Source organism: Paenibacillus sp. 2TAB26 (assembly GCF_052115145.1).
GTDB lineage: Bacteria > Bacillota > Bacilli > Paenibacillales > Paenibacillaceae > Pristimantibacillus.
This window is the reverse complement of the sequence record NZ_JBFRGC010000006.1, coordinates 20283-39919: the sequence shown is the minus strand read 5'-3', so window position 1 is coordinate 39919 and position 19637 is coordinate 20283. Positions and strand designations below refer to the sequence as shown.

The 19637-nt window shown below is 46.1% G+C and carries 15 protein-coding genes; 1 reads left to right on the top strand and 14 read right to left on the bottom strand.

The window, feature by feature from the left end:
- Window positions 1–24 precede the first annotated feature (24 nt).
- The 10 genes from AB4Z50_RS07655 to AB4Z50_RS07610 form a co-directional block, all read right to left on the bottom strand.
- A complete protein-coding gene (locus AB4Z50_RS07655; RefSeq protein ID WP_441877670.1) occupies window positions 25–846 on the bottom strand; it encodes an ABC transporter permease in 822 nt (273 codons plus the stop codon).
- Window positions 846–1610: an ABC transporter permease gene (locus AB4Z50_RS07650; RefSeq protein ID WP_441878015.1), complete on the bottom strand. Its 765-nt coding sequence runs from the start codon at window positions 1608–1610 to the stop codon at window positions 846–848. The genes AB4Z50_RS07655 and AB4Z50_RS07650 overlap by 1 nt, the downstream gene beginning before the upstream one ends.
- 115 nt (window positions 1611–1725) lie before the next feature.
- Window positions 1726–2751, bottom strand: a complete 1026-nt coding sequence (locus AB4Z50_RS07645) for an aliphatic sulfonate ABC transporter substrate-binding protein (RefSeq protein WP_441877668.1) — start codon at window positions 2749–2751, stop codon at window positions 1726–1728.
- 47 nt (window positions 2752–2798) lie between these two features.
- The gene (locus tag AB4Z50_RS07640; RefSeq protein WP_076268513.1) at window positions 2799–3575 is read right to left on the bottom strand and encodes an ABC transporter ATP-binding protein; all 777 of its coding nucleotides are present in this window, start codon (window positions 3573–3575) and stop codon (window positions 2799–2801) included.
- Window positions 3576–3805: 230 nt separating this feature from the next.
- Window positions 3806–4405, bottom strand: coding sequence for a TetR/AcrR family transcriptional regulator (locus AB4Z50_RS07635; protein ID WP_441877665.1), 600 nt, complete (start codon window positions 4403–4405; stop codon window positions 3806–3808).
- A gap of 143 nt (window positions 4406–4548) precedes the next feature.
- Window positions 4549–5370, bottom strand: coding sequence for a class I SAM-dependent methyltransferase (locus AB4Z50_RS07630; protein WP_441877663.1), 822 nt, complete (start codon window positions 5368–5370; stop codon window positions 4549–4551).
- A 41-nt stretch (window positions 5371–5411) separates the two neighbouring features.
- Window positions 5412–6875: a stalk domain-containing protein gene (locus AB4Z50_RS07625; protein ID WP_441877661.1), complete on the bottom strand. Its 1464-nt coding sequence runs from the start codon at window positions 6873–6875 to the stop codon at window positions 5412–5414.
- A gap of 20 nt (window positions 6876–6895) precedes the next feature.
- Window positions 6896–9259, bottom strand: coding sequence for a FecR family protein (locus AB4Z50_RS07620; protein WP_441877658.1), 2364 nt, complete (start codon window positions 9257–9259; stop codon window positions 6896–6898).
- A complete protein-coding gene (locus AB4Z50_RS07615; protein ID WP_441877655.1) occupies window positions 9256–11019 on the bottom strand; it encodes a CHASE2 domain-containing protein in 1764 nt (587 codons plus the stop codon). Before AB4Z50_RS07615 ends, AB4Z50_RS07620 begins: the two co-directional genes overlap by 4 nt.
- 26 nt (window positions 11020–11045) lie before the next feature.
- Window positions 11046–13661, bottom strand: coding sequence for an SLC13 family permease (locus AB4Z50_RS07610; RefSeq protein ID WP_441877652.1), 2616 nt, complete (start codon window positions 13659–13661; stop codon window positions 11046–11048).
- A 202-nt stretch (window positions 13662–13863) separates the two neighbouring features.
- Here AB4Z50_RS07610 and AB4Z50_RS07605 point away from each other — a divergent pair, with 202 nt between their 5' ends.
- A complete protein-coding gene (locus tag AB4Z50_RS07605; RefSeq protein ID WP_441877649.1) occupies window positions 13864–14286 on the top strand; it encodes a DUF4395 domain-containing protein in 423 nt (140 codons plus the stop codon).
- Between the two features lie 52 nt (window positions 14287–14338).
- Here AB4Z50_RS07605 and AB4Z50_RS07600 read toward each other — a convergent pair whose 3' ends face one another.
- From AB4Z50_RS07600 to AB4Z50_RS07585, 4 genes are all read right to left on the bottom strand, one after another.
- Entirely contained in the window at window positions 14339–15325 is a 987-nt protein-coding gene (locus AB4Z50_RS07600; protein ID WP_441877646.1) for an oxidoreductase, read from the bottom strand.
- Window positions 15326–15509: 184 nt separating this feature from the next.
- Window positions 15510–16814: a 6-phospho-beta-glucosidase gene (locus AB4Z50_RS07595; protein WP_441877643.1), complete on the bottom strand. Its 1305-nt coding sequence runs from the start codon at window positions 16812–16814 to the stop codon at window positions 15510–15512.
- Window positions 16799–17794, bottom strand: a complete 996-nt coding sequence (locus AB4Z50_RS07590) for an N-acetylglucosamine kinase (RefSeq protein ID WP_441877640.1) — start codon at window positions 17792–17794, stop codon at window positions 16799–16801. Before AB4Z50_RS07590 ends, AB4Z50_RS07595 begins: the two co-directional genes overlap by 16 nt.
- Window positions 17795–17943: 149 nt before the next feature.
- A complete protein-coding gene (locus tag AB4Z50_RS07585) occupies window positions 17944–19593 on the bottom strand; it encodes an extracellular solute-binding protein (protein ID WP_339206308.1) in 1650 nt (549 codons plus the stop codon).
- Window positions 19594–19637: the final 44 nt, after the last annotated feature.

Below are 19637 nucleotides of genomic sequence, written 5' to 3'. Positions count from 1 at the left end.
CACCTCTCCAAACGATTCATTTTGTCATCCTTTATACGTATCTCGCCAGCGAAGCCATTTGGTTTCTAGCAGCCGAATGGCCGAATCCGACAACTTGCCAAATACAGCGAACAAAATTATGCCTACAAATACAATTTCCGTTTGCGAGTATGCTCTTGCATCCTGAATCATATAACCGATACCTGCACTCGTCCCCATCATTTCTGCAACAACAAGCAGCAGCCATGAAGCGCCAAGCGATAGCCGTACGCCTAATAAAATATTCGGCAAGGCCGCTGGTATAATAAGCTTTGTTACCTGCTGAAGCTTCGTATATTGGAAAATACGCGAAACCTCATACAGCTTCACATCCGTATTTCGAATACCAAGAAATGTGTTCACATAAACCGGGAAAAAAGCGCCAAGCCCAATAAGCAGCACCTTCGAAAACTCTCCGATCCCGAACCACAAAATAAACAACGGAATAACGGAAAGCAGCGGCACCGTTCTCAGCATTTGCAGCGAAGGATCAAGCGTCCTCTCCATCACTTTGCCAAGACCCGCCGATAAACCGAGCAGCAGCCCGAGCGCTCCGCCAAGAAGAAACCCAAAACCAGCGCGGTACATGCTAATACCGAGATGCTTCCCCATCTCTCCCGATTCACACAATGACACAAAGCTCTTCACAATATTTGACGGGGCCGGCAGCAGTGTTTCAGACAACAAACCAAGCCCGCTGACCGCCTGCCAGACAATCACAATGAAAGCCGGAACAATCCAGCCATGAAGCGGCTTCGGAATAACGCTTAACCAGTCCCGACCAGCTGCCTTTGCGCCCATTTCACGCGAAGCGGTTCGTTCGCTCATTACTTGCTGCCTCCTTTGTAGCTGTCCTGCCAATTTAGCAGCCTCTTCTCAAGCAGCTTAACAAGCGAATCCGTCAGCTTACCGACTGCGGCAAAAATAATAATGCCTACAAATACAACCGAAGTAATCATGAGATAACGCGCATCATTAATCAGAAAACCAATTTCTGAGCTCGAACCCATCATTTCCGCTACAACAAGCCCAAGCCATGCCACACCGATAGAAAGTCGCACGCCGAGAAAGATATTAGGAAGCGATGCCGGAAGAACAAGCTTCGCAATCATTTGCCAGCGGCTAAACTGCAGCACACGAGCAACGTCAAACAGATTGCCATCTACGGAACGAATACCAAGAAAGGTATTGACGTACAGTGGGAAAAAAGCACCTTTTGCAATCAATAACACTTTAGATGTCTCATCAAACCCAAACCACAAAATAAACAACGGAGCTACTGCCAAATGGGGCAAAGTACGAAGCATTTGCAAGGAAGGATCAATGAGCCTTTCCGTCTTATAGGAGAACCCCACCCATAATCCCGCAGCTAAACCTAATCCTCCGCCTAGCAAAAATCCAAGCAGCGCACGTCGAGCTGAAATACCGAGATGATAAACCAGCTCACCAGATAAAGTTAAATGAACGAATTCCTCCACAATTAAGCCTGGTGTTGGCAGCAGCGTTGGATTAAGCTTCCCCATCATTCCGGCAATTTGCCAGATAGCTAATAAGCCGACTGGAAGCAGCAAACTGAGCAGCAGATTAACCATTTGAATAGAGAGACGGCTCCTCGGCCGCCTCTTCATTACTTTGATGGGCTTATGCAATGCGCTTTCTGAGCCAGCTCCAACCATAAGAAACGCCCCATTCCTCTTGTTCAGTGTATTATTTCAACGCTTCTTCAATAAATTTGTTATCAAATACGGTGGACACGTCGATTTTCTTGCGAATGACTTTAATGTCGAACTGGAAGTCCGCCGTCTTTTGCTGCTCTGCAATAATTTCATCCGATACAGGGATATTAATTGTCCTGGAGCGATTGAAGATTGCTTCAATTAATGCCGCAGGCACTTTACGCTCTGCCGCATAACGCTCGGTGGATTCGGCACGATTATCATTTTCCCAAGCAAGCGCTTTGTTCCATACTTTCAGATACAGGGTAACGAGCTCAGGATAATCATCAGCAAATTGTTTTCTAACAATGTTGAAGGAAGGAGAAAGCACGCCCAGCTGTTCGCCGTCCGCAAGCACCTTCGCTTTATCCTGCAGCGTGTTCAGCGTAATGTTCGGCTCCCATGTCGCCCATGCATCAACCTTCCCCGTCTCAAAAGCAGGCTGTGCTTCATCCGGCTGCAGTTGAATAATTTCCAAATCCGATGCTTTAAGCCCCGCACCTTCAAGGCCGCGGTAAAGGAAGTTAAATGCGTTGCTCCCCTTGGCAACAGCTACCTTCTTGCCTTTTAAGTCAGCAACCGTTTGAAACGGGCTATCTTTAGGCACGATGATCGCGACATTGTTTTTGCCTTCGAGCGCCTGAGAAATGACTGTGAATTTAATGTCCGCAGCTTGTGCTGCAATGATCGGCATATTGCCAAGTCCAGCGAAATCAAGACGGTTAGAAGCAATTGCCTCTGTCATTGGAGGGCCGCTCTGAAATTCCGCGTACTCCACTTTCACGCCAAGCTTGCCAAATTCATCTTCAAACCATTTCTCCTCAATCGCCTTGCCCATTAAGCCGCCGCTGCCCTGATATCCGATTTTTACAGTAACTCCGTCATAGCTCTTTGCTGCTTTGTTGCCCGCGTTGCCTGTTTCTTTCTTGTCTGAATTTCCATTGCCAGAAGCCGCGCAGCCGCTAATAAATACCGCTAATACAATAATTGCTGCCGTAAGAAGGCGTAATCTGTTCATCTTCATTCTCTCCCCGACGATCTTTATTTTTGGTGAAAAATAGTTTATTAAATATCCGCGCCTTGATCGATTTCCGGCCCCTCAACCTTCTCAAACTCACCCAGCACCTTGTGCCGCATCTCTTGAAAAGCATGGCCTGCTCGTTTCCGAGGATACAGCAAATCAATCGGCAATATTTTTCGAATATGACCCGGACGCGGATTCATAATGACGACTCGCTCGCCCAGAAATACCGCCTCATCCAAATCATGTGTCACAAACAACATCGTCGTTTTGTTTTTCTGCCAAATATCAAGCAGCACCTCTTGCATATGCGACCGAGTAAAAGCATCCAATGCGCCAAACGGCTCATCCAGCAGCAATATATCAGGACTGCGAAGCAGCGCTCTTGCAATAGCTACACGCTGCGCCATGCCTCCAGATAACTCGCGAGGATAAGAGTGTTCGAAGCCCTTCAGCCTTACAAGCTCAATGAGCTCATCCACTCGTTTACGAACCTCCGGCTTGCGAAGCGATAAATTTGCGGCTATATTTTTCTCCACCGTCAACCAAGGGAACAGCCTCGGTTCTTGAAAAATAAATCCTTTTTCAATACTCGGTCCTTCAATCGGTTTCCCATTCAGCAATACCGTTCCTTCATAACCGGTATCGAGCCCTGCTACAATTTTGAGCAATGTGCTTTTGCCGCAGCCGCTCGGTCCAATAATCGTAATAAATTCCCCTTGTTTCACCTGAAGCCCAATGCGATCAAGCGCAATGACATCTCCCGAGGGTGTTGCAAATGTCTTATTAAGTTCATGTACTACGAGCATCTCCGCCGCCATAAGCTGCCCCTCCTATTCAATATTGCATTATTAATACCTGATTACTTGGTATTATGGTAAAATAAAAAGACTTAACGCGTATAATAACTAACGTTAAATCTCCAGTGGTCTGGTCGATTCGCCATATGTCAAACCAATCTACAATTTGAATGTTCATTCGGTTTGTTATGTTGCTTATTTTGCGGCATCATTTCAACTTTGTCAACATTTTTTTCGCATGCCTAAAAAAGCTATTTTTTGATCTCAAATAATCGAATAATCGCCTCAACATTCATCTCCACCTTTACCTCATAATCGGGCGGACGCTGGAGTGTCAGGCCTTGTATAAGGCTTACAAAATAAAAAGCAAGCTGCAAGGGATCTTCATCAATGATGATTCCCCTACGTATGCCGTCACTCATAATATCAGCGACAGGGCCTAGGTTTACTGTAAAACGGTCCGTGATCGCCTTCTTAATGTCTGGCGGAGTAGACTCGGATAACCTTGCCGTATGCATGAGAATCGTGAACGCCCAGTTTGTCTCCAATGAGAGCCAAGAGGTAAGCATTACCCTAAGCTTAGCGATCGGTTCCATATCCATGGCCGCTAAATCGGTTACATACTTCCCATAATTCGTCTGCCCCGAGCGCAGCACCTCGCTGAATATCTCTTCTTTCGAAGCATAGTAGTGATAGACATTACCCACACTAACCTTTGCTTCTTTCGCTATATCTTGAATGCTCGTTAATTGAAAACCATTAATCGCCATAACCTTCAGCGCGCAGTCGAGAATATGCTGCATCTTTTTTTCACGCATCATTTTATCTTTTTCTACATTTCTAGGTGACAAGCTAAGTCCTCCTTACAATAAATCACACTTAACCTGCATTATACATGCAAATACGTTTTGCGGTCATTTTAGCAATAAAAAAGAAGGCAGTCTTGTCCTCACGACAAGACTGCCTTCTGCACCATTTAAGCGCTAATAATGCTCTATTTTACACCTATCCGCATGCGGTAGCTGAACATGACATCAAGTGTTCTTCCCGCAAAATAACGCTCGACACTGGTGCGATAGCTTTGCAATTGCTCTTCCAGCGCCTTCGAGCCAAGCTTGAAGACCGCTTGAATGCCGCCTTGGCTAATAGCCAGACCAATATAACGCTCTGCGTCGCAGCGCTCCATGTTATGGAACACGATTTCTTTGGAGAAACGGAAGAGACCACTGTTATGAATTTGTGTTAAATGCTGTTCCTTATCTCGTTTGCTCGCTTGATCCTTCTCTGGGATATGAGCAGCAATAATCTCCTCAGAACGATCCATAAGCTGCTTATACTCTAATTCAACAGCCCAGTGCAGCGTTGGAGGCCAATCGCAATCATAGGCGGCAAACACACCTTCCGGCTTCAGAACGCGGGCAAATTCAGAGAGCGTGCTGACAGGCTCCATCCAATGAAAAGACTGCGAGCAGGTTACAATATCAACACTGCCCGCATCTAAATTAAGCTGGTCAGAATACCCTTTGATGAACGAAATTGACTGATCCTCGGGGATCTTAGACAAATGAGCAAGCGCTTTGCTTCTCATATCGTCATTTGGCTCAAAACCAATAATTCGCTCCGCATTCCCGAGCCATATAAAGGAGGACAGCCCCGTTCCGCATCCAACATCCGCCACAACGCTTGGCACTCTTCCCAAATAGCTTGTCAAAATATTTACAACTGCGGCAGGGGCTTTCGGACGATGCTGGTCGTAATCGTTTTGAAAGCCTGAGAAACGGTCTACATTATTTTGCGAGCGGTTTTCCAAAATCATTGTACAGCCTCCATTCCAGCGATAGGGAATTTTGCTACTTATTACTCACTACTCATAATAATAGCATTGTATTCACTATCAAAAGCAAACAAAAATGAAGCGGCGTCAGCTAAATATTGCGCATCTACGTATAAAGTGCCTTTTTCAACAATAACCGTATGCTTCGCATTTACTTTTAGTGAAAGCTTCCAGTTGTTTTTGGTCAGCTGCACTTCCTTGGCCGCAGCATTCCACTTTATGTTCGCTCCCCATGCACCAAAGACAGCTCTCACAGGAAGATATGTTTTTTCTCCGCTCTTAAAAGGCTTTTGCAAAGCAGTGAATTTCACTTGCTTGTTATCCAGCCATACTTGAATATCTTTGCTCGCCGGCAGCAGCTCCGTACCTGCAATCAGTTCTTCTTTCGTACGAATAGGATTGAGAGCCTTAGGGTTCACCGCCAGCACCTTAACGCTATTGTTTAACGTGTCGGCTACGTACAGTTTTCCACTCAAATACAGCAAGGAAGACGGTTGATTGAACTGCGCTTGTTCAACCTCTCCAACTTTATCGCCAGGCGCGCCTTGGCCTGCAATTGAAATGACTTTTCCATCCGCTTGCAGAGCACGAATTCGGTTATTCAAGCTGTCTGCAACAAACAAAACCCCATCGGCAAATGCCAGCCCGCGCGGCCGATTAAACCGCGCTTCAGCGCTTATGCCATTCCCATAGCCGCCTGCCATATAACCGGTAAGCGCATCGACAGCTGTCGGTTTTCCAGCTACCGTCTTGACCTTGCCATCATAAATATAACGAATAAGATGATTGCCGCTGTCAGCTACATATAAACCGCCCTTATCATCGAATACAAGTCCCATCGGTTCATTAAATAAAGCTTGCGCTGCGCTTCCGTCCTTGTACCCGCCTGTTTCGCCAGCAACTCCAGCAAAGGTAGATGTTACGCCTTCGGGAGTAATGACACGAATGACATGGTTTAGGGAGTCTGCTACATAGACATTGTCTTTGCTGTCTATTGCTAGTCCCGTCGGAGAGTTAAACTGCGCATCACCAAATTTGCCGTCTTTATTTCCTGGCTTGCCATTGCCCGCAGCCGTGTATACTCGATCGTTTACAATTCTGCGCACAACGTGATTGTCGGTGTCACTTACATAAATGACACCCTTGCTGTTCACTACAGTAGAAGACGGTTGATTGAACGTTGAATTGGCAATCGTCCCATCGAAATAGCCCGCTTCCGTCTTTGTCGTAACAGGAGTAAGCTTCCCATTTTGCCATTTGCTAATCTGATTGCTGCCCGAGCCTACAACAATGATGCTCCCATCAGGGGCAGAAGCCAGCCCCCAAGGTTGGCTTGCTTTCTCGATGACATTGGCAACTTTAGCGACATTCTCCGTCTCTCTTATTTCTACTGGCTGCTCATTCGCCGCGAATGCTGTTGCATGAAACGAAACTAGCATCGTCGCAAGCGCCGTGCTTGCTGCTAGCCATTTAATATTGCTTTTCATAGCATTGCTCCTTTCGATATTTAATCTATAGTTATTGGCCTTATAATATGGAAGGGTATAATTATCTCATCAATTTGTTCCTCTTTTTTCATAATGGGTATTGTGATATTTCCCTCGCCTCTTGCTAGTTCCATACTGAAATAGGTTCCTTTAAGTATGAGTTTTGTATATTCACCATCATTCTCGAGCTCATATGCATCGCTCTCTAGCGGCATATTTTCAAACCCAAAGCAAGATGGCTCTTCCACGCAAAAATTTCCATCAATCACTATCTCTCCCAGTTCATAACCATGTGTGTAGATGAAAAGCTCCTTATCCTTCACTATATCGGGCCTGTTCTCAAAATCTACGTATCTAGGAAAGGCAGTTACTTTGCTATCTAAAGAGAAATGCTGCTCGTTTTCTTGAAAATCACCATTAACTGGGTTCTTCCAAGCATTCGGTTTTACATACACATTAATATTTGAGTTGTATGCAATGGGATCTTTAAGCTTTACAATGAGCTGCGTTTGATTATCTTGGTCAACAGCAACACTCTCAATATCCGTTATGTTGAGGAGGGGCAGCTCCGCATTTCTACATGTTCTGCCCTCTGGAAGCTCTACCGCGTCGCATTTATAAATTAATAAACCATCTTTTGGAAAATAATTCCCAAAAGCAAGGCTCGTAGTAAATGGAAGTACTAACGTATACTCATCCTCCATAAATGCCGCTTTGGATAAAGCCTTCGGAGGATTAGCTACCCGTACCGTAATATCAAGCTCTAGAAAGTTTTCAACCTGACCATTACTGCCATTTTTTAAAGAAATACTTAAGCGATATGCTCCAGGCCTTAAATTACCTTCGGCAAAATAATTTCCTTTTAACATAACATTCGCCGTATCAGGACCCGTTACGCTAAATTGTAAAGCAGCTTTAAGATTATATTCAAAAAACGGATTACACTCCTCCGTTCCTTCAACTGGGCAAACTCTAGTTATTCTGATGTACGGGGAGTTCCCCTCAGAAGGCCATTCAGGCATTCCATAACCAAAAGTTCTAAAGGATATAGTTTTGTAGTAATCGGTTTTCCCTAAAATAAATTCAATTGGCGGGTATTCACTGTTATTTATAAATTGAAACCCTTGTTCCATTTCTCCTCTTGCTGTAACTTGTTCATTCGTCTGCACATCATTGGTTTCCGAATTTTTTAATTTATTTTCATAGACCGTTATACGAATTATTGATCCGTACTGCACAGCTTCTTTTAATTTAACCACCAGCTGATTAGGTTCAGATGGATGTATATCAACCGTCTCAACGATATCTAGACTTTCAAATTCACCAGCGTCATCCTGACGCACCTCAAATTTGACGATATTTGCACTAGAATCATTAAGAGCAAGTGTTGTCGTAAATGGCAAAATAAACGTTTTGTCATTTTTCATATACGATTCTAAATGATTATAAAACATCGTTAAATCTAGCGTTGGCGGCACAGGTTCTGGCGTTGGTGTTGGCGTTGGTGACGCCGTTGGTGTTGGCGTCGGTGACGCCGTTGGTGTTGGCGTTGGCGTCGCGACTGGGTTGCCGCCTCCACCGCTGCTGCCGCCTGTTCCCGCATTGTCCTCATATACAATAGTAGAGTTGGATTGCGAACCTCCACTACCGCCTGCAGCTGCCGCCGCTTCCTCTTGTTTTTTCTTTTCAATTAGTGCTTTAACTTGCTCAATTAATGCCTTATCCGCTTTGGCGTCCTTTTGAAGCAGCAGAAGATAATGCTCCTGGCCGACCAACGGAAGATCGAGATAATTCAGCTTTTCCTTTACTCCTGCCCCATCTTTATTCAGTGGCAGCTGTTCATTCGGATTAACCGTCGTCTCGTCCGTTAGCCCTAGACCATGCTTCGTTTTTACTGCGCCTTCAAATACACCCAAGTAGCTCTCGTTATTCTCATACGTAACGGTAAACTGCGTCCCCATAACGCCCATAATGGCAGTTGGCGTCTCAATCTCAAACCTAGAATCGCCGTCAAGCTTCTTCTTAATCGTGACAAGAACCTTTCCCTTCAGCAGACTTAGACTCGTTTTGCCGCCCAGTGCCTTTGCACTTTTGACCAGTTCACTCACAACAAGCGTGGTATCCGTGCCAATCGTGACTTCTTTATCGCTGTCCAGGTCCATCGTTATTTTCCCATCACTGCCGGTTAGTATCGTATCGCCTTTTGTTATAGCCATTCCTTTAAAAGCATTAAATTTCTTGGACCCGCCGCTCTTTTTCACTTCCGCTTTGCCTGAAATGGTCGTTATTTTCCCCGCCTTTTCCGTATCCTTCGCAAAAACAGATGTCGGCATAATAATGGCCATGACTAGCAAAGTCACAAAAACTAGCTTTAACGTCTTCATTTTAGTCCCTCCAATTCATAGATTGAGATGCCCTGTTCTTTTCCTTTTACCTTGATCTCGCCAAGAGCGTTCGCAATAACACGATCTTTAACCACCTGATAGACCGCATCGCTCATTATTATTTGTCCGGGCTTTGCATTGCTCTCCAGCCTAGCTGTCGTATTAACCGTGTCTCCAATAGCGGTGTAGTCCATCCTGCTCTTCGAACCTATGTTGCCGAAGACGGCTGGCCCCGTATGAATGCCAAGACCAAACTTCACACCAAAGCCAAATCGTTCAATTAACTTACGTTCCAATGCGGCTGAGCCCTCTTTCATTGCCCACGCCGCTTCCACCGCTCGCATTGGATGGTCTTCAAGAAGCAGCGGCGCATTGAAAATTGCCATGGCTGCATCACCGATAAACTTATCCAGCGTACCTTCGAATTTAAAAATGCAGTTGGCGGCAAGATCCAAGTATTCATTTAATATTTCAACGATTTCCTCCGGCTCCGCCTTCTCTGAAAGAGGCGTAAAGCCGCGAATATCGACAAAAAGCACAGTTAACTCACGGCGCGTTCCGCCCAGCTTTAGGCCCTCTTCACCATTTTTCAAAATCTGGTTAACGACCTCAGGCGCCACGTATCTGCCGAATATATCCGTCACTCTGCGCCGCTCCAGCAATTCCTCTACGTAATGGAACCCAACGACAATGATGCAACTAATAATTAGCAGCGGCACCACATAGCCGATTGATATGATGATTCCTTGACCGTACAAGTAGCTGCTTCCTACTACAAACGCAACAAGAATAACCGCAACCGCCAAAAACGAGATAAGCATATTCCACTTCCGGAATAAGAAGTAGGCAAGCGAAGCCGCAAGGAGCAAAATCAACGCATTCCATTTCCAATTAAGCTCATGCTTAAGATCATTTTCGAGCAGAGCCTGTATAATGTTCGCGTGTATTTCCACCCCGTACATCATTTTTTTCACCTGCAATGGCGTCAGGTACTCATCCTTAAAGCCCGTGGCATACGGTCCAATAAGCACAATGCGATCCTGAAAATAATCCGCAGGCACATCTCCGTTCAGTACAGCAGCGTAAGGAATCGCTTCATATTGCCCTGGCCGCTCCGTATAGGGAATATGAAACTGTCCAAATGCATCAAGCGGAAGCATATCCGCACTTGCACTTTTGCCGAGGCGCTCCATGTACATTTTATAAATTGTCCAAGAAAAGCTTTCGACCTGCTCGCCTTCATACATAAAACGATACAAAGAGTTGCGTACAACGTGGTCGCGATCCGGTATCGTATTGATATGTCCAACCGCCGCTGCCGCTTCCTTAAGTGCCGGAAACGGCTCAGATATTTCAAGTGCATCAATTGCGCCCTGCTTGGCTGAAGCTTCAAATGTTCCATATACGGGAAAAACGACATTGCCCGCATTTTCCACTGCGCTGATTAGCACTTCATCCGATGATGGATCGTCTGCCGACGGTGCAGGAAAAGTGACGTCAAACGCAATAACTGCCGGTTTTCCTTCGGAGAGCATATCGACCAATTGAGCATGAACATTTCGATTCCAAGGCCAGCTCCCAAATTCACTCACACTTTCATCATCAATAGCGATAATGGCAATTTGAGTTTCGACAGGGCTTTCCTTTTGCATAAAACGATCTTGGAAAAAATAGTCCATTCGATCAAATGTTCCTCTATACATGAAGAAAATAGCCAGTACAGCAAGTAGGCCCATAATATGTATAAGCTTTATTTTCATACTATCCTCCTTTCCCTTCTTTTCCGTCAAATGAGATGAAGCCACTTCCAATATGGAACACAGAGCACAGCTATAAGCAGAACCGCAAACGCATAACCGAGTGCAAGCTTCCCGGCTTGAAGATGGGTAAACGCTTTCCCCTCCGAGCTGTAATAGGCAGTTAAATAGGTAGGAGACTGATAGGCAAAGAAAAACGGATCTGTTGCAAGCAATATGACAAATACGAGCACCCAAGGGTGAATGCCTACTGTTTCTCCTAAAGGAACAATAGCGGTGATAAGTAAAATAACAGCTGGATCATCTCGAATGACTAGCGTAACGATAAAGGAAACGAGAATGACTGCAACAAGGAATAAGGAAGGCGTGCTGACAAAAACAGACATATACTCTCCAAGAAAGGAGGATAACAGCTCAGCAATTCCTAGCTGCTCGGCAACGCCCGCAAAGCTAAATGCAGCCCCGAGAAACAATAAAAAAGTCCAATCTATTCCGGTAGAAATCGTCTGTTTATCGAGCACGCCGCTAATAACTAAAACCGCAAAACCCATCAACATAATCCATGTACTCTCAATCCCGTGAAGCGGTTGAAGCACCATAAGCCCAATGCAGCATATAATCGTCCAGAGCGATACTCGCTCATCTTTTGTTAGCGGGCCAAGAAGCTTCAGCTGTTCATTGAGCACTTCGCTTGTGACAACTTTGGCAGGCTCGATCTTACGGAACATAAAGAGTAATACGATAATCAACACAGTGCCAAAAATAACAAACCCCGGCAGCGCATACAATAACCATTGCAGCCACGATACCGATTGCTCTGTAGAAGCAAGGCCATAAGCCATAATATTGGTGTATGAGCCTGTCATAACAAAAGGCGCGGTAAAGCCAAAGAAAATCATAGCAATCAGCCCAAGGCCAGCGGCTCCCTTGCTTCTCTCTTCAAAGCCGAGCGATTCCGCGAGCGTCTGTGCCATCGGAACGCCAAGCGATACCTTGGCAGAGGATGAAGGAAGCAGCGGATTAAGCAGGACCCCGCCAGCAATAATGCCCCAAAGCTGTCCGCGGTAATGAGCAGGAAATCTTTTTAAAGCATGGAGCGCAAAGCGATAAGAAATGCCTGATTTTGTTATTACCGCACTTATCGCCATAATAGAAATCATGAAGAGCCACGAGCTTGACGCAAACCCCGAGAGTGCCGTTTCCGGAGGGGCAACGTCCCCCAGCACCCACAGCATAATCATGCCAAGCGCTACAATGTAATCCGGCATAATCGGAACAATCCACATAATGACTGCGGCTAGCGCAATTCCGATAAACCGCATGCCCGCCTCAGATAAACCGCCAATAGGATCTAATAGGAAAGAAAGTATAATGCAGAGCAGTGCCGCCATGACAGCCCCTGCTTCAGCAGCACGATTCCCCTTCAACAAACGTCCGGCGCCTTTCACGAGCACCTCGCTGCGTTTTCTAGCCAGCTTTTGTTTGGCTAATCCATACGCCCGATCAGCATCCGGCAATTCAACTTTATTGAAGGATAAAGTGCTTGCTAATGCATCCGCCAGCTTCAAGTAATCCAGCGCTTGATTGTTTCTGCCCACACGTCTGCTAAGCTCCGTTCCGCACTCGTACAAAAACAAAAGCTCATGCGATTGAAATTTGTTAGGCTGATTTAAAGAGGCTTCTATAACAGCAAGCCCAATTTCCGGCGCATTTTTCTCACAGTAAGGAAGATAGGTTTGCAGCACCGTGTAATTTCCTGCGAGTATATCTCTAGGGCAGCGGCTAATGGTACGAAAAAGCTCAGCACGCTGATGATCCGTAACCTCTCCTTCTATGCGAGCATACGTGTCTAGCGCTGCTGGCCAGTTCCCTTTATCCGCTTGGATCATGATGAATGCCACCCAGTTGCCTTGAGAAACATACCACGAGGTCGCTTTTTCCAGCCAACCAGCCATCTCCTCGTACCCATACCGTTCCTTGCTTATATCATTAAGAACTGGCTTAATACCGCTTGCAAGAGTCAACCATTCCGATGTTAATGGATCATCTTGAAAGCACTCCCGAAGGAAGAGATTGTCTGAAAGCTCCCTTTGCATCGTCATGCCATAGGTATGCTCCACAAGCCCTCTGCTAATAAGAGGAACATGTGCGCACCACTGCAGAAAACGAGCCGATAGCTCGCGCAATTGTCCAAGCTCATACGCAATTCGCTCGGATTCCGTTTTCTTAGATGCTTGAAGCTTCGCATTCGTTGCGATCAATCGTTGCGAAAGCAGCTTGATGAAATAGGATGAGAAAATTGCATTCTCAGCAACAAGGCGATCAAACATCCTGCTGTCAATGATATGCAGTACAGCATCCTCCGCAGCTACGGCCTCAGCAGACCGCGCTTCCCCAGTAAGCAGAGCCATTTCACCAAAAACCTCGCCTGGCCCAAGCACGGCAAGCGAACGCCGAACACTGTCATCCGTTTTTGAGAATAGCTCAATCGTGCCGCTTTCTATGATGAACATTTGATCGCCATGCTCGCCTTGATGGAACAACCTCGTTCCCGCAGGAATCTGTTGTTTATCAAGCATCCCCAGCAGCTTCGCAAGCTCTACATTAGAGAGCCCTTTAAACATATCGATACCTGTGAGCTTCACTAATCTATCTACCTCTTATCAAAGAAATTAGTTCTTTAGTATTATTAATCTATTATATATGAAAATTGAAAAAAATTGGTAGTTATCGAAAGTTGTCATTTAATAATATTTTTGATCGATTAATCAATTGGTTATTGCCAAAAGAGCTTAAATTATCTACTATTAAACTATATAAATCCAATACGGAAAGTTGGTTTTTATAATGAAGGAGATTCCCATTCCATTTGTTCGAAGTAATCAAGTCGGTATCGTTGCCGTACTTCTTCTTGCGATAGGCCTGCAGTTGCCTTGGCTTATTGCAACACTTTGGATTGTTCAAATAGTCGGACTTATTTTCGGTCCCAAAGCTAATTTATTCATTATTGCGGCTCGCCCTTTCCTAAACGGTCGAATTTCTTCCGCACAAACAGAAGCAGCTGAGCTGCAGCGCTTCAACAACTCCCTAGGTGTAGGTTTCCTCACTTTCTCGCTGCTTAGCTTTATGCTCGGCTGGTCTGCAGCCGGTTATATATTTGCTGGGATGATGGGAGCTGCTGCGCTAGCCGCCATTCTCGGCTTTTGCATCGGCTGCACGATCTATTTTCAATACAAACAATTCCGCGCACGGAGATTAAAACGAGGTTAGCTTTAACAAAAAGAGCAATTGCCCGCATGCAGGCAATTGCTCTTTTCTGTCGTTATAGCTTTACAATGGCTCTGCCTTTAGCCTGCCCATTCAAGAGGGTAGCTACCTGGTGGCTCACCTGGTCCAGACTAATTTCCCAGAATAATTCGCCCAGCATACTTGGCTTATAGGCATCAGCCAATAGCGCCCATATTTTGCTGCGAATCTCCATCCCTGCCATGACGGAATCAATACCGATCAGCCGCACTCCTCTTATGATGAATGGGTATACGGTCATCGAAAGGCCCGCTCCGCCTGTCAAACCGCTCGCCGCTACGGCGCCGCCATATTTTAATTGAGACAGCACCGCGGTTAATGTCTCCCCGCCCACACAATCAATAGCTCCTGCCCATATCTGCTTGTCCAGAGGCTGCTTTGAACCAGAGAGAAGCTCTTCTCTAGGCAGAATTCGCTTCACGCCTAAATCAAGCAAATACTGCTGCTTATCCAGTTTTCCCGTACTCGCTGCCACCTCATACCCAAGCTTAGCCGCAATTGCAGCAGCAATACTGCCTACTCCTCCAGTTGCACCAGTAACGAGAATAGGACCGTCCTCAGGCCGAATGCCATTTTGCACAAGCTCATATACGGACAATGCCGCAGTAAAACCTGCCGTCCCCAGTATCATGGCTTCCTTCATCGACAAACCTTGCGGCAGCTTGATTGTCCATTCCGCAGGCACACGGGCATATTCGCTAAAACCGCCGAAATGATTGACACCGAGCCCATATCCCGTGACCACAATTTCGTCGCCCTCTTGGAATCTCTCATCTTCACTTGATACAACCGTGCCCGCCAAATCAATGCCCGGTACAAAAGGATAGCTTTTCACAATACCGCCATTAGGCAAACAAGCTAACGCATCTTTGTAATTCACACTGGAATACGCAACCTTAATAAGCAATTCACCCTGCGGCAAATCGTTTAAGTCCAACTGCTGCGTGTTTGCGATAATTTCATTTTCTACTTTGTTAATCACAAGCGCTTTAAAAGATGACATATACGCAACCCTCCATTATATAAGCTTATAAACAAGCTGAAATTATGCTTAACCTATACCTAACTTATAGTTTAATTCTAATGTAACAGTTATTGCTGGCGATTGCGACTGAGCTTACTAAGCGCAAAAAAAAGACGTCTCTCACCCTATTCGGCGAAGACGTCTTCGTTCATTCATATTCTGCTTACTCTGCAAAAAACTGCGGCAAATACGCTTTGTTCTGCTCCAGCATTTCATCCAGCATACGCTGCGCGTCATTCGTTGAATCAACGAGCGGGTGATGCGCTAGTGCCAGCAATGCCGCATCCCTATTGCCGGATACCGCTGCCTCAATAGCCAGCTGCTCATACACCTTCACAGCATGAATGAGTCCTTTCGCTGCCGCTGGCACAATAGCTACAGGCTGCGGAATTGGACCTTCCTTCGTAACGACACAGTTTACTTCAATACAAGCGTCATCCGGCAGAAAGTCCAGCACCCCTTGATTTGGCACGTTTAACGTTTGAATATCACCGCTGTCGTTATATAGCGAGTTCATCAGCTTTACAGCCGCCTCCGAATAATAAGCACCGCCGCGCTGTTCAAGCTGCTTTGGCTTCTCCGACAGATTCGGGTCCTTGTAAATTTCGAACAGCTCATCCTCAAGCCGCTGAACCGTCTCCGCCCGAGTTTCACCTTTGGCAGCTGCTGCTTGCTGCTCGGCCAAGATTTCGCGCTGCAAATAAAAATATTTTAAATAATAGGACGGGATTGCTCGCAATGAACGAAGCAGACTGCCATTCCAAGCGTATTGAGGTACGTTTTTGGCGGAATACCCGTCTTGGTCATTAAGCAGCTCATCCAGCTTGGATTCACCATTAACTGTAATGGAGCTAATCCAGTGCAGGTGATTAAGCCCAGCGAATTCGCATTGGATTTGCTCTACCGGTACTTGGTACAACGATGACAGCCATTTATATGCAGCTATTGGAGAGTTGCATAGCCCAATCGATTTGATGCGTGAATGCTTATGGATAGCCTCTGTGACCATGCCGGCCGGGTTCGTGAAATTAAGCAGCCATGCCTCTGGGCAAAGCTCCTCCATATCCTTGCAGATTTCAAGAAGCACAGGAATGGTTCGCAGAGCCTTCATCATCCCGCCTGCACCCGTCGTCTCCTGCCCAATCATATTGTATTTGAGTGGAATAGACTCATCCCATCCGCGCGCTTCCAATCGGCCGACACGCATTTGCGTCGTTACAAAGTCAGCATCCGCCAGCACCGAGCGTCGATCCAGCGTCAAATCCAGCTTAATAGGCAAGCCTGATTTCTCAATCATGCGTTTGGCAAGCTGACCGACAATAGCCAGCTTATTCCGCCCCTCCGGTATGTCTACCAGCACAATTTCCGTCACAGGAAAGGTTGCATAATTTAATATAAAACCTTCAATCAACTCTGGCGTATAAGAAGATCCTCCGCCAATAACGACTACCTTTAATCGATCACCCATTCTGCTTGCGCCTCCTTCACTGATAAACATTGTTGTAAACAAGCATATACAGACTCTTCAATAGAAGAAGTCGTTTTATCCATAGCTAATAAAATCGCGCCTGCCACAGGCTCCATCGTCAACACGGTCAAGCTGCAATTTGGAGCTGCCCGTTTCACATGCTCCTCCAAATAAGGCGCAACGTAGCGGCTGTCGCCGCGGGTCAGCACACTGCCAACCATAACGAGATCAAATACATCATGATTCATATTCAGCTTCGAAATGACAGCACTCGCCGTCATGCCAAGCTCCTCACCCTGCCTCTGCAGAATGCTGCAAGCTACCTCATCCTTTTGCTCCGCCGCTTCAAACAGCAGCTTCGCAAGCTGGTGAGGAATCATCCTGCCCTGATTCAAGTAGTCGTGGAACATATTTTCAACGGTGTCGTAGCCTAGTTGTTCAAGGGTTAGATCCGTAAGCAAGGTAGCTTGCCCTCTGCCCTCCCATGAGCGTATAACTGAACGAAAAACTTCCACTGCCAGCAAGCTTCCTCCGCCAAAATCACCGAAAGCATAACCGAATCCGCCGCATTGCAAGCTCTCGCCATGGCGATTAACGCCAAAGCTGTTTGTCCCGCTGCCGCATATGACAACAACCCCATCCGGCTGCTTCGTACCGGCCCTCAGACCAATTACCGTATCGCAAACGATCTCGTAGTTTTCAAACCCAAGCTTCGCGATCATCGGCCTTAATATTTGAAAGTCAGCCTCGCGATCTGCTCCCGCCAAACCAAATACCGCATACGCAATTTGCTCCTGTGTTACCTTTGCATGCATCATGGCATGAATAACAGCTACCTGAATATTGCTTCTAGCAAGCTCTACTCCTAATTGATGATTGCCGCAGCCGCTCTCACTAGCGCCCACAACCCTCCCCATTTCGTCACATACAACAGCGATCGTTTTACTGCCTCCACCATCCACACCCAAATAATATGTCAATTATATTCTCTCCCATGTGAATACTTGGTTTTAGAGGCTATTCTCTTCTCGCCATGTATGCAAACTTATCGCTTTAGCATGAACAATAGAGAATATAGCCTCCAATCCCACTGCTGCAGTTGTAGCCAGCTAGCCTGTAATTAAAACCACTATTTTTTTAATTTGCTTACGTTTTCTTGCCACTTCTCTGTCTTGTATTTCAAAAGCTTCTCATAACCAGCTTGCTGTGCATCGGCTTCAGCCTTATCCAAAATTTGATTAACTTCTGCATCGGAAGATGCATTCATAATCGCTTTCGCTCTCGACTTCTCATAGATTGAGAATACGCTTGAACCAACGATGCCCTCATCTGTATCTCCAGCAGGGTCCAAGTTAACGAACTCTGTCGTATCGAGCTGCGTTTTCCACGTAATTTCCGATTGCCAGTACGTTTCCCAGCTCCGTTTCTCCACAGGCAGTGTGGATTCAAACTTCATCTTCGAGTTGTCTACATATACCGTATTTCCTACCCATTGAAAGTTAACGATTGAAGCCATTAATGCCTCGCGCTCTTCCACGTCATTTACAAACTTATCGGTGAATAATGGCGCTTCATCAGCATCCACTCCATCCCAATAAATCCCCTCTGGTCCCCACATACTTAGGCGCTGTCCTTCTGGACCCGTAAACCAATCCAAAAATGCGAAGATCGCTTCTGGGTTTTTGGCCGCTTTCGTAATGACACTGACGTTCCAGCCTAGCTGCTTGTAATCGCCAGGGAATATTTTGTTTTTATCAAGTCCCGCTTTATGAACCGGCCATGTAATGAAATACCCCGCACTTGGGTCCTTTGCCGCTAAAAGCGCATTCCCCTTCGCACCATACTCCGTTGGGCTGGAAGCCGCGTAAACCGCTATTTTTCCCGTTACAATCTTCTGCTCGACCTGCTCCGCCTTTTGCGTAAAGCTATCCTGCGAAATCAGTCTTTCACGGTATAATCTGCTTGCGTATTGAATCGATTCCCGGTAGACAGGATCTGTAAAGATCGATACCAGCTTATCGCCTGACGGTACAGCCATCATTGCATTGTACGTATAAGGACGGTTTTCAGCAAAAGCGGATGCCATAATATCGATACCCGAAGCGCTTTGTCCTACTTCCAGAGGGACTACATCCGGATATTTCTCTTTCACCAGCTTCAAGTAAGCATAAAGATCGTCCGTTGTTTCCAAGCTCGGCTTGCCAAGCTCATCATGGATCTTCTTGTTTACCAAATAACCTGCATTGCCATTAGGCTGCGTCGTATACCAGTTCGGAAACTGATACAGCTTGCCGTCGGATGAGCGAAGCATATCCAGCGTAGCCTCACCAGCCCATTTCTTCAAATTCGGATATTTATCTAAGTAATCGTCAAAAGCAACGAGCATTCCTTCTGAGCGCAGCTTCTCTACGTCTGCGTTGCGCTCCATCCAGATCACATCAGGCAGCTCTCCCGCTACAATCATCGTGTTGAACTTTTGTTTCGCATTGCCTCCTGAGCTGATTGGCACCACATTTACTTTCTTATTCTCCTTAATCCATTTCGTCGATAAATCGTCGCCCCAAGGAGGCATCGTATACCAATCATAATGGCCGTAAAAAGAAAACTCGAGCGGTTGATCCCCAAGCACAAACGCAGCTTTGCTAGAATCCGGCTTGTTGTCGGTTCCTTCCTTTACCCCGGAATTCGCCCCATTATTGCTTGAACATCCTGTTAGTGCAAGTACAACGACAAGTGTGATTGACAATGCTGCATGAAAAGCTTTACTGAATTTAGCCATCGCTTAAACTCCCTTCTGCTTGTCTATCTATGGTTAAAGCTGAC

What these genes read in the sequence shown, in the direction of transcription:
- AB4Z50_RS07625 (WP_441877661.1), bottom strand. Translation starts at nt 6,875, where the DNA reads ATGAAAAGCAATATTAAATGGCTAGCAGCAAGCACGGCGCTTGCGACG.
- AB4Z50_RS07615 (WP_441877655.1), bottom strand. Translation starts at nt 11,019, where the DNA reads ATGAAAATAAAGCTTATACATATTATGGGCCTACTTGCTGTACTGGCT.
- AB4Z50_RS07650 (WP_441878015.1), bottom strand. Translation starts at nt 1,610, where the DNA reads ATGGTTAATCTGCTGCTCAGTTTGCTGCTTCCAGTCGGCTTATTAGCT.
- AB4Z50_RS07620 (WP_441877658.1), bottom strand. Translation starts at nt 9,259, where the DNA reads ATGAAGACGTTAAAGCTAGTTTTTGTGACTTTGCTAGTCATGGCCATT.
- AB4Z50_RS07605 (WP_441877649.1), top strand. Translation starts at nt 13,864, where the DNA reads ATGAAGGAGATTCCCATTCCATTTGTTCGAAGTAATCAAGTCGGTATC.
- AB4Z50_RS07640 (WP_076268513.1), bottom strand. Translation starts at nt 3,575, where the DNA reads ATGGCGGCGGAGATGCTCGTAGTACATGAACTTAATAAGACATTTGCA.
- AB4Z50_RS07655 (WP_441877670.1), bottom strand. Translation starts at nt 846, where the DNA reads ATGAGCGAACGAACCGCTTCGCGTGAAATGGGCGCAAAGGCAGCTGGT.
- AB4Z50_RS07595 (WP_441877643.1), bottom strand. Translation starts at nt 16,814, where the DNA reads ATGGGTGATCGATTAAAGGTAGTCGTTATTGGCGGAGGATCTTCTTAT.
- AB4Z50_RS07630 (WP_441877663.1), bottom strand. Translation starts at nt 5,370, where the DNA reads ATGATTTTGGAAAACCGCTCGCAAAATAATGTAGACCGTTTCTCAGGC.
- AB4Z50_RS07645 (WP_441877668.1), bottom strand. Translation starts at nt 2,751, where the DNA reads ATGAACAGATTACGCCTTCTTACGGCAGCAATTATTGTATTAGCGGTA.
- AB4Z50_RS07600 (WP_441877646.1), bottom strand. Translation starts at nt 15,325, where the DNA reads ATGTCATCTTTTAAAGCGCTTGTGATTAACAAAGTAGAAAATGAAATT.
- AB4Z50_RS07585 (WP_339206308.1), bottom strand. Translation starts at nt 19,593, where the DNA reads ATGGCTAAATTCAGTAAAGCTTTTCATGCAGCATTGTCAATCACACTT.